This is a genomic window from Pseudomonas mendocina (genome assembly GCF_003008615.1).
GTDB lineage: Bacteria > Pseudomonadota > Gammaproteobacteria > Pseudomonadales > Pseudomonadaceae > Aquipseudomonas > Aquipseudomonas mendocina_C.
Genome location: NZ_CP027657.1, coordinates 575,256 through 590,065 on the forward strand (window position 1 = coordinate 575,256; position 14,810 = coordinate 590,065).

The 14,810-nt window shown below is 65.3% G+C and carries 11 protein-coding genes; 3 read left to right on the forward strand and 8 right to left on the reverse strand.

Features of this window, described 5'->3' with window-relative positions:
• Nucleotides 1-332: 332 nt before the first annotated feature.
• The 7 genes from C7A17_RS02725 to pap all read right to left on the reverse strand — a co-directional run bounded on the left by C7A17_RS02725 (nt 333) and on the right by pap (nt 8,737).
• The gene (locus C7A17_RS02725) at nt 333-2,378 is read right to left on the reverse strand and encodes a pyridoxamine 5'-phosphate oxidase family protein (RefSeq protein WP_106736564.1); all 2,046 of its coding nucleotides are present in this window, start codon (nt 2,376-2,378) and stop codon (nt 333-335) included.
• 53 nt (nt 2,379-2,431) lie between these two features.
• On the reverse strand, nt 2,432-3,055 hold the full coding sequence (locus tag C7A17_RS02730; protein WP_106736565.1) for a glutathione S-transferase family protein: 624 nt from the start codon (nt 3,053-3,055) through the stop codon (nt 2,432-2,434).
• Nucleotides 3,056-3,198: 143 nt separating this feature from the next.
• A complete protein-coding gene (locus C7A17_RS02735) occupies nt 3,199-4,089 on the reverse strand; it encodes a LysR family transcriptional regulator (RefSeq protein WP_106736566.1) in 891 nt (296 codons plus the stop codon).
• Nucleotides 4,086-5,009, reverse strand: coding sequence for a LysR family transcriptional regulator (locus C7A17_RS02740; protein WP_106736567.1), 924 nt, complete (start codon nt 5,007-5,009; stop codon nt 4,086-4,088). The genes C7A17_RS02735 and C7A17_RS02740 overlap by 4 nt, the downstream gene beginning before the upstream one ends.
• A 63-nt stretch (nt 5,010-5,072) precedes the next feature.
• On the reverse strand, nt 5,073-5,693 hold the full coding sequence (locus C7A17_RS02745) for a LysE family translocator (protein ID WP_106736568.1): 621 nt from the start codon (nt 5,691-5,693) through the stop codon (nt 5,073-5,075).
• Nucleotides 5,694-5,845: 152 nt separating this feature from the next.
• The gene (locus C7A17_RS02750) at nt 5,846-7,033 is read right to left on the reverse strand and encodes a thiolase family protein (RefSeq protein ID WP_106736569.1); all 1,188 of its coding nucleotides are present in this window, start codon (nt 7,031-7,033) and stop codon (nt 5,846-5,848) included.
• A 216-nt stretch (nt 7,034-7,249) separates the two neighbouring features.
• Nucleotides 7,250-8,737, reverse strand: coding sequence for a polyphosphate:AMP phosphotransferase (pap, locus tag C7A17_RS02755; protein ID WP_106736570.1), 1,488 nt, complete (start codon nt 8,735-8,737; stop codon nt 7,250-7,252).
• Nucleotides 8,738-8,882: 145 nt separating this feature from the next.
• On the opposite strand from pap, the gene mnmC reads away from it, so the two are divergent.
• A complete protein-coding gene (gene mnmC / locus C7A17_RS02760; RefSeq protein ID WP_106736571.1) occupies nt 8,883-10,844 on the forward strand; it encodes a bifunctional tRNA (5-methylaminomethyl-2-thiouridine)(34)-methyltransferase MnmC2/FAD-dependent 5-carboxymethylaminomethyl-2-thiouridine(34) oxidoreductase MnmC1 in 1,962 nt (653 codons plus the stop codon).
• Nucleotides 10,845-10,884: 40 nt separating this feature from the next.
• Here mnmC and C7A17_RS02765 read toward each other — a convergent pair whose 3' ends face one another.
• Nucleotides 10,885-11,778, reverse strand: a complete 894-nt coding sequence (locus C7A17_RS02765) for a DMT family transporter (RefSeq protein WP_106736572.1) — start codon at nt 11,776-11,778, stop codon at nt 10,885-10,887.
• Between the two features lie 150 nt (nt 11,779-11,928).
• Here C7A17_RS02765 and C7A17_RS02770 point away from each other — a divergent pair, with 150 nt between their 5' ends.
• On the forward strand, nt 11,929-13,842 hold the full coding sequence (locus C7A17_RS02770) for a DEAD/DEAH box helicase (protein ID WP_106736573.1): 1,914 nt from the start codon (nt 11,929-11,931) through the stop codon (nt 13,840-13,842).
• Between the two features lie 20 nt (nt 13,843-13,862).
• Nucleotides 13,863-14,762 (forward strand): LysR family transcriptional regulator, encoded by a 900-nt coding sequence (locus C7A17_RS02775; protein WP_106736574.1) that lies wholly within the window; start codon nt 13,863-13,865, stop codon nt 14,760-14,762.
• Nucleotides 14,763-14,810: the final 48 nt, after the last annotated feature.

A 14,810-nucleotide genomic window follows, 5' to 3' on the forward strand; every position in this document is an offset into this window, starting at 1 on the left:
GGAGGCTGTTGCCGTTTCCAGCGAAACGGCAACAGCTTCGAAGAAGCACTCAGCCCACCGCTCTCAAACGAGCCACCGCCCTCCCGCCAGTGCACAACATCCGCCCCTCCCTCGACAACCAACGGCGCAGGCTACGCGCCCAGCGTTGCCAAAACCTTGAAGTGCCCGCTTGGTAGCCGAGCAATTCGCTACGCACTAGTAACTGCGCCGCCAGATAGCCGACCTCCACTTCACTGTATTCGTAACGCCCATACGAGCTGCGCGAACCCTCTGTATCGACGTCAGACCAGGCGTAACGGCTTTCAGATTGAATATTCATCACCTCGGCCCTCTCACAGATCGAGCACGAGGGGCTGCACGCCGTCCTCGCCTTGCGCCGGGATTGCACAGCAGATCAACACACTACCGTCTTCCGGCAATTCAGCCGGTGGGTTCGGGTAGTGCACCTGACCGCTGACCAGGCGCGTCTTGCAGGTACCGCAGGAACCGCCACGGCAGCTGAACTCAGGCGTCAGGCCACGGCTTTCTGCCAGTTCCAGCAGGCTGCCACCCTCCGGCTTCCAGCGTGCCTCCTTGCTCGAGGAGGTGAAATACACCGGTACCGGCTCGCTCGCGGCGGGCGGCTGGACGAAGGTGACACTCTGTCCATCCGTGCGACGCGTCAGTGTCGACGGGCCGAACGCCTCGGCATGAATACGCGTGTCGGCGACGTTCAAATCGCGCAGGCCGTCGTAGATCGCCTGGGTAAAGGCGGCCGGGCCACACAGGTAGAAGTCGTAATCGTCGAACGACAGCGCCGCCTTGATCTGCGCCAGCTCGATGCGCCCGTGCTGTTCGTAGTCGTGCCCGAGCACTGCGTCCTGTTCCGGTGCACTGAGAGCACGGTGAACCTGCAACAGACCACCTGCGCGCTTTACCAACTCGCGCAGCTCAGCCTGGAACGGCAGGTCAGCGAGCGTCCGTGCGCCCTGAAAGAAGTGGATACGCCTGCCCTGCCCCAGCGCCACCTGCTCGCGCAGCATCGACAGCAATGGGGTGATGCCGACACCGGCACCGACCAGCACCAGTGGCCGGTTGGTGTCACTGTTCAGGGTGAAACTGCCCAGCGGCGGACGCACTTCCAGCACATCGCCCACCTGCACCTGCTCGTGCAGATGTCGCGAAACCACACCCTGCGCCTTGACGCTGATGCGCAGCTGACCGTCCGCCGGCGCACTGGACAGGCTGTAGGTACGCAGCAGGGTTTCACCCGTGACAGTGGTGATGCGAATCGGCAGGTGCTGACCGGCGGCGAAGCGCGGTGCAACGCCTTGCTCCGGCGCCAGCACGAATGAGCGGATATCGGTGCTTTCCTGCTGCTGGTGCTGCACGCGCCAGCGCTGCCACTGGTTGCGCTGCTCACGCTCGCGCAGACGGGCGTCGGTTTCCGCCCAGGTGCCGGTCATCAGGCTGGTCGGTGCATATTCTTCGAAAGCCCAGCGCAGTGAGGTCGCCGCCGGGCGCAGTACCGCCTGTTCGACGTCGAGCGTCCACAGCCGCTCGGCGCCTTCGAAGGCGTTGATCAGCGGGCTGTCGAGGATGATCTCGGCGCGGCCGCCCAGTTGCAGCACGTCGCCGCTGGTGAAATCGACGAACAGCAGGCCGGCGCGCGGATTGACGCTGAGATTGCCCAGGGTATTGAAGAACAGGTTGCCGGCGTAGTCGGGAATGGTCAGCCGATTGCCCTCCACCCGCACGAAGCCGGCGCGTCCGCCACGGTGCGAAACGTCTACCGAGCGGCGGCCATCGTCGTGCTCGACATAACTGGCGACGAAGAAGGTGTCGGCGCTGCGGATCATCTCGACGCTGCGCGCATCCAGTTCGGTCGCATCAATGCGCTCGATACCCCGTTCGTGCGCGCGGCGGTACTGGCGCAGCTGGATGTACTGCGGGCAATTGCCGTAGGAATGCTCCACTGCAATCTCCAGACGCTGCGCCGAGGCTTGGCGAATATGCCCATTGAGACGATTGCGCCGCCGCGTATGCAGCTCGATGCCGAGCAGGCCGATGGCCTCGCCGCTGCCCAGGCCGGATGTGGCCGGATCGAGCGGGTCGAGCGCAATGTCGGCGAGATCGAACGACAGTCGATGTGGATCAGGCGAGGTGACGAAACCCTCCTCGCCCTCGATCAGCGTGGCCCAGGGCTGGCCTGCACCATCCACAGCACCCGCGATCATGAACGGCAGCTGGTGGTAGAACTCGCGATGCTGATCCGGCATGTAGTCGCGGATCACCTTCTGCCCGAGCACTTCCATGCGCTCGGCGACGCCGACCTTTTCCTGCAGTTGCCGTTCACCGGCGTGCCAGGGCGACTGCCGATGGCTGGGGAGCTGTTGCATGTTCTGTCCTCCACGCAAGAAGCTGCCGAGTGATCCCGGCAGCTATCGGCGACTCAGGCTTGCAGGCCGGCGGCGGTACGCGGCATCGGCACGAAACCCGGCAGCGCTTCGATGCGTGCCAGCCAGGCGCGAATGTTCGGGTAGGGCTCCAGCGAGACGTTGCCCTCCGGCGCATGGGCGATATAGGAGTAGTTGGCGACATCGGCGATGCTCGGTTTGTCGCCAGCGAGGAACGGGGTGTCGCTCAGTTCGCCTTCCATCACGGTGAACAGCGCATGGGCACGGTTGATCACTTCCTCGGTGTTGAACGAGGCGCCGAATACGGTGACCAGGCGAGCGGCGGCAGGGCCGAACGCCACCAGGCCAGCGGCCACCGACAACCAGCGCTGCACGCGGGCGGCTGCAGCCGGCTCTTGTGGCAGCCAGTCGTCATTGCCGTAGCGCTTGGCCAGGTAGACGAGGATGGCGTTGGAGTCGCTGACAATGGTGCCGCCGTCATCGATCACCGGCACCTGACCGAAGGGGTTGAGGGCAAGGAACTCGGGGGTCTTGTGCTCGCCCTTGGCCAGGTCGACGAAGATCAGCTCGGTGGGCACTTTCAGCAGCGACAGCATCAGCTCGGCACGGTGGGCGTGGCCGGAGCGTGGGAAGTTATACAGTTTGATGGCTGGGGACATGGCGATGATTCCTTTGAGGTTGGCTTAGGACACCGCGAGACGGCTTGCCTTCGCGACGATGGGGCCATGTTCGCCTCATCCAATCTCGATAAGAATCACCACACAGGACAATCCACTATTTCACTTTCTGCAATTCAATTCCGTCACGCCTGAAATGCCGGATGGGCACGCAGGCGTGGCACGGCAAAATCGAGGAAACTGCGCACCCGCCCCGCCGCCCGCCGCCCTTCTCGGTAATACAGCTGCACCGGCACTGGCGGCGCGGCGAAGCTTTCCAGCACCGCCTGCAACTGCCCGCTCTGCAGCTCCTGATAGGCTTCGTAGCTCAGGCAGCGGGTCAGGCCAAAACCGGCGAGCGCCGCGCGGATCGCGGCCTGCGGCGTGCTGCAGGTCAATCGCGGCGCGAGCCTCACCGCGCCGTCCGCAAAACGCCATTCCCCCGCATGACCGGTCGAAGACCGGCCAATGGTGCGGTGCACGTACAGGGCTTGCGGATTGGCGGGCCAGCCCCAGCGCTCCAGGTAAGCCGGCGCCGCACACACCAGCGGCCGCGCCCATCCCAACGGTACGGCGAAACCGGACGAACTGGGCAGATGGCCAACCACCACGGCCAGGTCGATGCCCTCCTCCAGCAACCTGGGCGGCTCCTCGCGCGCCAGGGTGGCCAGGCTCACCTCGGGAAATGCCGCCAGGTAGTCGACCGCGATGGGGGTCAGCACCTGATGGGTCATCAACAGCGGCAGGGCGAGGGTCAATTGTCCGGCGGGAGTGGCGTGCAGCCCCGTCACCGACTGCTCGGCCTCCTCCACCCGCTGCAGGATACGCTGGCAGCTCTCGGCGAACGCCGCCCCAGCCACGCTGAGGCTGACACCACGAGGCCCGCGCTGCAGCAAGGTGCTGTCCAGACGGCTCTCCAACGCGGTCACGGTACGCATCACCGTGGCTTGCGACAGCTGCAAGTGCCTGGCCGCGGCCGCCAGACTGCCGCTCTGGGCCACGGCAAGGAACACCTGCATCTCGCGGTGATGGCTCATGAAACAGGCGCTGCCCCTGCTGCACGCAGCGCCGGATCGGCGCGAAAACTGGCAGCACAGTGGTCGACGAAGGTACGCACCTTGGCCGACACCTGGCGACCGCCCTGGTGAATGATATGCACCGGCAAGGCAGGGGGTTCGAAGGCTTCGAGCACCAGTTCGATCTCGCCGCGAGCCACCGCGGCGGCCACCTGGTAGGACAGCACGCGGGTATAACCCCAACCCAGGCGTGCCACGCTGATCGCCGCCTGGTTGGAACTGACGGTAAAGCGCGGCTGAGGCATGAAGCCGAACGGACCGTCGGCGCCGACGAACTGCCAGTGCGACAGCAGGGTGCTGGCGCTGGACATGACGATGGGCGCATCACGCAACTCATCCGGATGGCGCGGGCGCCCGACACGATCGAGAAAGGCGGGCGAGGCGCACACCACCGGGCGGATTTGCCCGACCTGCAACGCCGGATGATCGCCCTCAGGCAACGAGCCGATGCGCACAGCCACGTCGATGCCCTCCTCCATCATGTTCACCACGCGGTCGACCAGCAGCGCGTTGATTTCCACGTCCGGGTGGGTGTCGAGGTACTGGGCGATGCGTGGAATCAGGAACAGCTCGCCGAACATCACCGGCGCGGTCACGGTGAGTCGTCCACGCGGGCGCACACTGCCGCCGGCGGCCAGTTCCTCGGCCTCTTCCAGTTCCAGCAGAATGCGCCGGCAGTCCTCGACATAGCGCTGGCCGGCCTCGGTCAGGCGCAGGCTGCGCGTGCTGCGGGCCAGCAACAGCGTGCCAAGGCGCGCCTCCAGCGCAGCGACGGCGCGGGTCACGCTGGGCGGCGAAATGCCCAGCAGCTTGGCGCCCCCGGCGAAGCTCTCGGCCTCGGTCACCGCCAGCAACACCCTCATTTCCTGAAACCGATCCATCGTTACCGCCTGGTTTTCTGTTGCATCGGCACAGGGTAACTCAAGCCGACGTGGTGGCAGGGCTCAACGCCGGCTCAGAGCCAGACGCGCCGCGAAGAGGACGAAGATCAACCCGGTACAGCGATCCATCCACCTGATCACCGCCGCCCGCCGCAGCCAGTGGCCAAGCGGCTGGGTGGCGCCGATCAGCAGCAATGCCCAGACCAGGCTGAGCGCCACATGGATGCCCACCAGGCCAAATGTCCAGATAATCAGCGGCTGCCCCTGCGGGATGAACTGCGGCAGGAAGGACAGGTAGAAAATCCCCACCTTGGGGTTGAGCACATTACCCAGCAGGCCACGCAGGAACCAGTTGGCTCCAGGTGTGCCACTCGCCTGGGCAGGCGCCAGCGAGGTACGCGGGTGCAGCAGCATGTTCAGCCCGAGCCAGACCAGATACGCCGCACCGCAATACTTGAGGAGGTTGTAGCCGAATTCGGAAACCGCCAGCAGCGCGCCGAGGCCGAAGGCCACCGCCGCGCCCCAGATCAGGCAGCCTGCATTGATGCCCAGCGCCGCGCGAAACGCCTGCTGCCGGCCCTCGACCGCAGCGGTACGCAACACCAGCGCAGTGTCGATCCCCGGTGTCAGCGTCAGCAGCGTGGCGGCAAGGGTGAAAGCGATCAGGTTTTCGGCAAAGGGCATCGGCAGGCGCTCCGTCCGCAGGGCAGAGCGCGAGTATAAACAGCGCATCGCTGGCCGTCGTGGGGGCCTGCGATCCCGTAGGGTGCGCCGCGCGCACCGCGGTTCGGTCATGCGGTGCGTGTTGCCGGTGGTGGGCGCGGCGCACCCTAGGTTTAGCCGCGATAGGCCTCGAACAATCCGCTGGCACCCATGCCGCCGCCAACGCACATGGTGACGATGCCGTAGCGCAGTTCGCGACGCTGCAGCTCGCGCACCAGATGGCCGACCTGGCGCGAGCCAGTCATACCGAAGGGATGGCCAATGGAGATGGAGCCGCCGTTGACGTTGTACTTCTCGTTGTCGATTTCGAGCGTGTCGCGACAATACAGGCACTGCGAAGCGAAGGCCTCGTTGAGCTCCCACAGGTCGATGTCGGCCACGCTCAGGCCCTTGGCCTTGAGCAGCTTGGGCACCGAAAACACCGGGCCAATGCCCATCTCGTCAGGCTCGCAACCGGCCACGGTGAAGCCGCGGAAATAGGCCCTGGGCGTCAGGCCCAGCTCCAGCGCCTTTTCCAGGCTCATGACCAGGGTCATGGAGGCGCCATCGGACAGTTGCGAGGCGTTGCCGGCCGTGACGCTACCCGCCGGGTCGAATGCCGGTTGCAGCTTGGCCAGGGACTCCAGGGTGGTGTCCGGGCGGTTGCAGTCATCGGCCTCGACCACGCCGTCGACGATCTTCTTCTCGCCGGTCGCCTTGTCTTCCACCTGATACTTCACCGTCATCGGTACGATTTCGTCGGCGAACAGGCCTTCGGCCTGGGCGCGCGCGGTGCGCTGCTGGCTCTGCAGGGCGTAGGCGTCCTGGGCCTCGCGGGTGATGCCGTAACGGTTGGCGACGATCTCGGCGGTCTTGCCCATGGGGTAATAGATGCCGGGGTTTTCCTTTTGCAGCAGCGGGTTGAACAGGTTGTCCATGTTCATGCTTTTCAGGGTCATGGTGATGGACTCGACGCCGCCGGCGACGATGATGTCGCTGCAACCGGATGCCACCTGGTTGGCGGCGATCGCGATGGCCTGCAGGCCCGAGGAGCAGAAGCGGTTGAGGGTCATGCCCGCTACCGGGTTGCCCAGGCGCGAGAGCACCGCGACGTTGCGGCCGATGTTCATGCCCTGGGCACCCTCGTTGGAGCCGGCGCCGACGATGCAGTCATCGACCAGCTTCGGGTCGATGCCGTTACGCACCAGCAGCGCATCGACGCAGTGAGCGGCCATATCGTCCGGCCGGGTCATATTGAACTTGCCGCGGAAGGACTTGGCCAGGCCAGTCCGGACGCTATCGACGATCACCACTTCACGCATGACGCACCTCGTTGTTATTGGATGGCGAATGGCGTGAAGATAAATCCAGCCCATGCATAGGCGCGACCATCATTGATATGGCGTATACGAGGCGATGCAGAGACGTAGCCCGGATGCAATCCGGGATCACCGGGAACGACATAAAAGCATCGCGGCTAAAGCCCCTCCCACGGCTTCCCTGTAACCTGTGGGAGGGGCTTTAGCCGCGACAAGACATCAATCCCTCGCGAACGCCGCCTCGATGGCCTCGTTGATGGTGCGCAGCACCTTGACCCGGGCGAAGCGCTTGTCATTGGCCTCGATCAGCGTCCAGGGCGCGATCTCGGTGCTGGTGCGGTCGACCATGTCCCCCACCGCATCGGCGTAGTCGTCCCACTTGTCGCGGTTGCGCCAGTCCTCCTCGGTGATCTTGAAGCGCTTGAACGGAATCTGCTCACGCTCCTTGAAACGCTCCAGCTGCGTCTGCTGATCGATGGCCAGCCAGAACTTCACCAGAATCACCCCGGCGTTGGTCAACTGTTCCTCGAAGTCGTTGATCTCACCGTAGGCACGCAGCCAGTCCGCCTGACTGCAGAAGCCCTCGACCCGCTCCACCAGCACGCGGCCATACCAGCTACGGTCGAAGATGGTGAAATGCCCGCGCGCCGGGATGTGTCGCCAGAAGCGCCATAGATAGGGCTGGGCGCGCTCTTCCTCGGTCGGCGCCGCCACCGGCACGATGCGGTACTGGCGCGGATCGAGAGCTCCGGTCACGCGGCGAATAGCGCCGCCCTTGCCGGCCGCATCATTGCCTTCGAATACCGCGATCAGGGCATGCTTGCGCATGCGCTTGTCGCGCATCAGGCCGGACAGGCGCGCCTGCTCGGTGGCCAGTTGCTCCTTGTAGTCGTCCTTGTCCAGCGTCTGGGTCATGTCCAGACTGGCCAACAGGCCGCGGTTGTCCAGGCTCGACACCAACGGAGCGGCGTGTGGCCGCTGGGGTTCGCGGGCCGTATTGGCCAGCGCCGCCTGCAGCCCCTCGAGCAAAATGCGGCCCACGGTGAGGCTGCGGTAATAGTGATCGACGCCCTCGACCACGTACCAGGGCGCGTAGTCGCGGCTGGTGCGACGCAACACGCGCTCGCCGTAGCGCACGAACTTGTCGTAGGTCTTCGACTGCTGCCAGTCCAGCGGACTGATGCGCCAGCTGTGCAGCGGGTCATCCTTGAGCGCTTCGAGCCGTGCCTTCATCTGCTTCTTGGACAGGTGGAACCAGAACTTGAAGATCAGCGCGCCCTCGTCGCAAAGCATGCGTTCCAGGCGCTCGGCACCGTCGATGGCCTGATCCAGCACGGCGTCCTTGAAGTGGCCATGCACGCGGCCCTGCAACATCTGGCTGTACCAGTTGCCGAAGAACACCCCGATACGCCCCTTGGGCGGGAGTTGCCGCCAATAGCGCCAGGCCGGCGGACGCGCCAGTTCTTCGTCGGTCTGGATATCGAAGGTGCTGACCTGGATCAGCCGCGGATCCATCCACTCGTTGAGCAGCTTCACCGTTTCGCCCTTGCCGGCACCCTCGACACCGTTGATCAGCACGATGAGAGGGAAGTGCGCCTGCTGCTTGAGTTCGTACTGCGCCTCCAGCAACGCCTCGCGCAATGCCGGCTCTTCGGCCTCGAACGTGGCCTTGTCGATACTGCGGCCGATTTCGGCGGATTCGAACATGCAATGACCTCCCTGGAATGATCATCAGAGCCTAACGGATAGAACGCGACTTTGCCCGATAGGCATCCGTGGCAGATTGATCTGCGCCAGGAAAACCCGGCTCGCAGCGGTTAGAATCGCCGCCTGTTTTACCCGGAACCCCAGCATGTCCGACGCCCACAACGCCCAGCTCGACTGGGATGAATACGGCCAGCCGCTGTCGCGCAGCTACGGCGACGTATATTTCTCCCGCGCCAACGGCCTGGAGGAGACCCGTCACGTCTTCCTCGCCCACAACCACATCGTCGAGCGCTGCCAGGCTCTCCCGGCTGGCGGACGACTGGTGATCGGCGAAACCGGCTTCGGCACCGGGCTCAACTTCCTCTGCGCCTGGCAGGCCTTCGCCGAGCATGCCCCGCGCGATGCCCGGCTGCATTTCGTCAGCGTGGAGAAATTCCCGCTGACCCAAGCAGACTTGCAGCGCGCCCTGGCCCTATGGCCGGAACTGACGCCCTACGCCGAGCAACTGCTGGCGCAGTACCGCGCCATCCACCCCGGTTTCCAGCGCCTGCTGCTCGATGGCGGGCGCGTGGTGCTGACGCTGATGATCGGTGATGTGCTCGAGTGCCTGCCGCAGCTGGACGCGAGGGTCGACGCCTGGTTCCTCGATGGCTTCGCCCCGTCGAAGAACCCGGAGATGTGGACGGACGCCCTGTTCGCCGAACTGGCGCGGCTGTCGGCCCCCGGCGCCAGCCTGGCCACCTTCACCAGTGCCGGTTTCGTTCGTCGCGGGCTGATCGCGGCGGGTTTCGCCGTGGTGCGGGTGAAGGGCTTCGGCCACAAGCGCGAGATGCTCGCCGGCCCTTTCCAGGCTGAGCAATCGCAGCACCCGACACCCTGGTTCGCCCGCCCGGTATTGCCACCTGGCGAACGCCATGCCGTGGTGATCGGCGCCGGCCTGGCAGGCTGCGCCACGGCTGCCAGCCTGGCTGCACGTGGCTGGCGCGTCATCCTGCTGGAGCGCCATGACGATGTCGCCCGCGAGGCGTCCGGTAATCCACAGGGCGTGCTCTACCTGAAACTGTCGGCACACGGCACCGCGCTGTCGCGACTGATCGTCGCCGGTTTCGGCCATACCCGCCGCCTGCTCGAGCGCCTGCAACGCGGCGCCGATTGGGATGCCTGCGGCGTGCTGCAACTGGCCTTCGATACCAAGGAAGCCGAGCGCCAAGCCAAACTGGCCGCGGTCTTCCCGAATGACCTGCTGCATGCGCTGACCAAGGATGAGGCCGAGGATCTTGCAGGCATCGGCCTGCCAGCCGGTGGCCTGTTCTACCCGAATGCTGGCTGGGTGCACCCGCCAGCGCTGTGCCGGCAACTGGTGCAGCACCCGCTGATCGAACTGCGCCCCTATCAGGAGGCGCTGAGCCTGAGTCGGCAAAATGATCGCTGGCGCGTCGAGGGACAGAACGGCGTGCTGGCCGAGGTGCCCGTGCTGGTACTTGCCTGCGCCGCCGAGATTGGCCGCCTGCTGCCGAAGGCGAATCTGCCGCTCAAGCGCATCCGTGGCCAGATCAGCCGCCTGCCGGCCAGCGAAGCCAGCCGCGCGCTGCGCACCGTAGTCTGCGCCGAAGGTTACGTCGCGCCACCGCGCGAAGGCGAACACACCCTGGGCGCCAGCTTCGACTTCCATAGCGATGATTTGACGCCCAGCGTCGCCGAGCACGCCGGCAACCTCGAACTGCTGCGGGAAATTTCCCTCGATCTGGCCGAGCGGCTCGATACGCAATCACTCGACCCAGCCACACTACAAGGCCGCGCGGCGTTTCGCTGCACCAGCCCGGACTACCTGCCATTGGTAGGCCCGTTGGCCGCGCAGGGGCCCTTCAACGATGCCTATGCCGTGCTGGCCAGAGACGCTCGCCAGGTGCCGGAAACGCTCTGCCCCTGGCTGCCGGGCCTGTACATCAACAGCGGCCACGGCTCACGCGGTTTGATCACCGCGCCACTGTCGGGCGAGCTGATAGCTGCCTGGCTGGATGACGAGCCACTGCCGGTGCCGCGCGACGTGGCCGAGGCCAGCCATCCCAATCGCTTTATGCTGCGCAAGCTGATTCGCGGGAGCTGATAGACGGTGCGCACGGCGCACCCTACCGGGTAGACCGCGCTTAGGCTCTGGCCTCGGTCAGCACTGGCTTCGGCTTGCGAAACACCAGCACGTTGCCCAGCATCACCAACCCCAGGCCGAGCAGCGCGGGCGCTGTCCATTGGTAGCCCTCGGCAAATACCGAAATATTCAGCGCCACCACCGGGAAAAGCACCGTACAGTAGGCGGCGCGCTCCGGCCCCATACGCCCGACCAGGGTCAGGTAGGCGGTGAAGCCGATCACCGAACCGGGAATCGCCAGGTACAGCAGCGAACCGACGTAGCGCGCGTTCCATTCGAAGGCGAACGACGTACCGCTGACCAGGCAGATGCCCACCAGCATCAGCGCGCCGTAGAGCATGCCCCAGGCGTTGGTGGTCAGCGGCTTCAGTCCGGCCTTCTGCTGCAGACTGGAGAGCATGTTACCGGCGGAGAAGAACAGCGTGCCGCACAGCGCCAGGCCGATGCCCAGCAGGCTTTCGCGACTGGCCTCGTGCCCGGCCAGTTCCGGCCAGAACAGCAAGCCAAGGCCGGCAAGCCCCAACGCGCCGCCGAGCAGCACGTTGGCGGCAATACGCTGCTTGAAGAACAGCCGCGCATTGATCGCGTTCCACAAGGTGGCAGTGGAGAAGATCACCGCGATCAGGCCACTGGGGATCCACTGGCTGGCGGTGTAGAAGCACAGGAAGTTGAGGCAGAACAGACACAGCCCCTGCACCAGGCAGATGCCCTGACCACGTCGATCCAGAGGCTGCAGGCGACCGCTGAACCAGAGCATGGCGAACAGCACCAGCGAGGCCAGAGCGAAGCGATAGGCGATGGAGGCGGCGACAGCCACCTCGCCCATCTGCAATTTGATGGCGATCCAAGTGGTGCCCCAGATCAGTACGGTAAGCAGATAAAGCGACAGGTTCATCGAGCATCTCCCAAGACTGGAGCACAGTCTGGAAGCGATGTACGCCGGGCGCTTGCACAAAGTTGCGCATTTATCGCTGCGCCATCACTGCCTGCCATCGCCTCACAGGCTTTATCATGCAGGCCTTTTCACTAAGGCCTTCACCACCGCATGCTTTCCGCTGTCGCGCGCTACAAACAACTGCTGTCCAGCGCCCTCGCCCGTTACTTCCCCCGCACCACCGCCTACCTGCGCGCCGAGCGCGAAGCCACGCAGCCGCGCAAGCCCGTACGCAAACAGAGCAAGAAGAAATCCACCGGCAGCAAGAAAGCGATCGCCAGCAAATCGGCCAAGAGCAAGCCTGGCCCCGCCGGCATCTACCCCGCCGCCCGACTGAAGATCGAAGATGCCCAGGTGCAGGCCATGCGCGAGCGCGTGGCCCAGGCGGTGAGCGCCGGCCTGATCGGCGCACCGTCGGACGAACAGTGGGCGATGATCCTCTGTCGCGCCCCGCTGGCGCGCATCTTCGCTGGCGCCGGCTCGGGCAAGTCGAGCACCCTGGTACTGCGCGTGGTGTTTCTGCTCTGCCACCTGGAGGTCGAGCCGAAACGCCTGACGGTGATCTCCTTCACCAACGCCTCCTGCCACGAGCTGCGCGAACGCCTGCAACGCCTGCTCGACTTCTGGCACTACCCGCATGATGCGCGCCAATGCGTGCGCACCTTCCACGCCGCCATGGCGACGCTGGCCAAGGAGCGCCTGGGCAACCCGCGCTGGTTCGAGCAACTGGACGACCCCAGCGACGAACCGGACAACCCGCTCGCCGGCGGACGCCTGCGTCCCGCGCAACAGCGCCTGCTCAAGCAGGCCTACCAGAACGCCTACGCCGACGATGCGCGCTTTCGCGCCCTGACTCACCGCCTGCTCAAGCTACCGGCGCCCGAGGAGCCGCCACAGGGCAAGGCCAAGGCACCACTGGACGCCTGCAAGCTGCCCGGTGAATTCGCCGCTCTGCCGCTGTTCGAGTTGCTGCACGGGCAGATCGATTTCGCCGAGAGTCTGGGGACTCGTCTCGAGCGTCTGGACGTGAAAGCGCTGGACTGCGGCCCCCGCGAGCGTGATTTCATCGAGGCCATGCAGCGCTTTCACCAGCACTTCAGTGCGCTGCTGCACAGCCAGGGGCTGATCAGTTTCAACGGTGCCTTCGCGCAGCTGAGCGAGCGCCTGAGCAGCGACGGTGGCAAATCCGGCCCCGCCCTGCTCGCCTTGAGTCACTTGCTGATCGACGAATTCCAGGACATCTCGCCACAGATCGTGCTGTGGCTGCAGGCAGTACACCGTCGCCTGCACGCAGCGGGCGAACGCATCAGCCTGATGGCCATCGGTGATGACTGGCAATCGATCTACGGCTGGCGTGGCAGCTCGCCGGAGCTGTTCATCGACTTCGACCGTCACTTCCCCAGCCGGGGGCGCGGCAAGAGCACCACCCTGCTGCTGAGCACCAATTACCGCAGCATCGAGCCGGTGATCCGTGACGGCGAGAAGGTGCTGGCCGAGGTGCACAACAAGCAGGCCAAGACCTGCGTCGCGGCCAAGGCGATGCAGCCGGGCGACCATGGTGTCAGGCTGATCCAGCGCTTCGACCTGGCCAGCGGCCTGCCGACGCTGCTCAAGGAAATCAGCGCGCAGTGCCAGCACGTCAGCCAGCGTCCCAACGCGGATCGTACCGCCGTGCTGCTGCTCAGCCGACGCAACGAGCCGTTGCAGCAGGTGCGCGCACAGCTGGATAAGGCGCTGCCGGTCAGAACCATGACCATCCACCGCGCCAAGGGCCTGCAGGCCGAAGTGGCAATCATCCTCGACGACTGCCTGCCCGTGGACAAACACCCGCTGCGCAACGCGCTCTACGCCCAATGCGGCTTCTTCGCCGGTAGCTACGACCAGGCCATGCAGGACGAAGCCAGACGCCTGGCCTACGTGGCCATTACCCGCGGTGTGAGCCGGGTACTGTGGTACACGCGCAAGGCCCAGGGCGCCACGCAGTGCTTGGCAGCGAGCCGGCCAATCGCGCAAGCTTCAGGCTGATCGGCACTTCAGGCGTTCCCATGGACAAACTGCTGGCTCTGCGCACCTTCGTCGCCACCGTCCGCTGCGGAGGTTTTTCCGCTGCAGCGCGGCAACTGGGCCTGGCCACCTCATCGGTAACCCGCGCGGTCAACGCCCTGGAGCAAGAGCTGGGCTGCGTGCTGCTCAACCGCAATACGCGGCAGATCAGCGTCAGCGAGGCTGGACGTGAGTATTTCGAACGCGCCCTGGCCATCCTCGACGCTCTCGACGAAGCCGATGCTGCCGTGGCCGACAATGGCGAAGAGGTGCGTGGCAGGCTCGCAGTGAGCGTGCCGGTGGAGTTCGCCCGGCGCATCATCGCTCCGCGCCTGGGCGAACTGCTGGAGCGACACCCGCACCTGGAGCTGACGCTGCGCGTGACCGATGAGGTGGTCGACCTGCTTAGCGAACGGGTCGACCTGGCGCTACGCCTGGGCTCGTCCATCGTCAGCGACGACGTGGTCAGCCAGCGCGTTGGTAGTTTCAGGCGTTGGCTGGTGGCAAGCCCGCAGTACCTGGGGCGCACCTCCACCATCGCCCATCCGGATGCCCTCCAGGCGCACGCCTGCCTGCAATACGACTATGGCAGCCCGGCGAACTATTGGCGTTTCGAGCAGCAGGGCACGACGCTGCAGGTGCCGATCAGCGGGCGCCTGCGCAGCAACAACGCCGATATCCTGCGTCAGGCGGCGCTGGATGGTCAGGGCATCGCGCTACTGTCGGACTGGCTGGTACGCGACGATGTGGATAGTGGCAAGCTGCAGCGCCTGCTGCCCGACTATGAAGTTGCCCCCGGCCCTCACGAAGGCACCATCCACCTGCTGTACCTGCCGAACCACCGGGGTTCGAAGCGCATCGCCGCGTTCAGCGAGTTTCTCCAGGGATTGCTGCGGGACTAAGCGCCTTTGCACGGCGCGCAACGCAGCGTTGCCGGTTCGACGGATTCT

What these genes read in the sequence shown, in the direction of transcription:
- C7A17_RS02725 (WP_106736564.1), bottom strand. Translation starts at nt 2,378, where the DNA reads ATGCAACAGCTCCCCAGCCATCGGCAGTCGCCCTGGCACGCCGGTGAA.
- C7A17_RS02730 (WP_106736565.1), bottom strand. Translation starts at nt 3,055, where the DNA reads ATGTCCCCAGCCATCAAACTGTATAACTTCCCACGCTCCGGCCACGCC.
- C7A17_RS02735 (WP_106736566.1), bottom strand. Translation starts at nt 4,089, where the DNA reads ATGAGCCATCACCGCGAGATGCAGGTGTTCCTTGCCGTGGCCCAGAGC.
- C7A17_RS02740 (WP_106736567.1), bottom strand. Translation starts at nt 5,009, where the DNA reads ATGGATCGGTTTCAGGAAATGAGGGTGTTGCTGGCGGTGACCGAGGCC.
- C7A17_RS02745 (WP_106736568.1), bottom strand. Translation starts at nt 5,693, where the DNA reads ATGCCCTTTGCCGAAAACCTGATCGCTTTCACCCTTGCCGCCACGCTG.
- C7A17_RS02750 (WP_106736569.1), bottom strand. Translation starts at nt 7,033, where the DNA reads ATGCGTGAAGTGGTGATCGTCGATAGCGTCCGGACTGGCCTGGCCAAG.
- pap (WP_106736570.1), bottom strand. Translation starts at nt 8,737, where the DNA reads ATGTTCGAATCCGCCGAAATCGGCCGCAGTATCGACAAGGCCACGTTC.
- mnmC (WP_106736571.1), top strand. Translation starts at nt 8,883, where the DNA reads ATGTCCGACGCCCACAACGCCCAGCTCGACTGGGATGAATACGGCCAG.
- C7A17_RS02765 (WP_106736572.1), bottom strand. Translation starts at nt 11,778, where the DNA reads ATGAACCTGTCGCTTTATCTGCTTACCGTACTGATCTGGGGCACCACT.
- C7A17_RS02770 (WP_106736573.1), top strand. Translation starts at nt 11,929, where the DNA reads ATGCTTTCCGCTGTCGCGCGCTACAAACAACTGCTGTCCAGCGCCCTC.
- C7A17_RS02775 (WP_106736574.1), top strand. Translation starts at nt 13,863, where the DNA reads ATGGACAAACTGCTGGCTCTGCGCACCTTCGTCGCCACCGTCCGCTGC.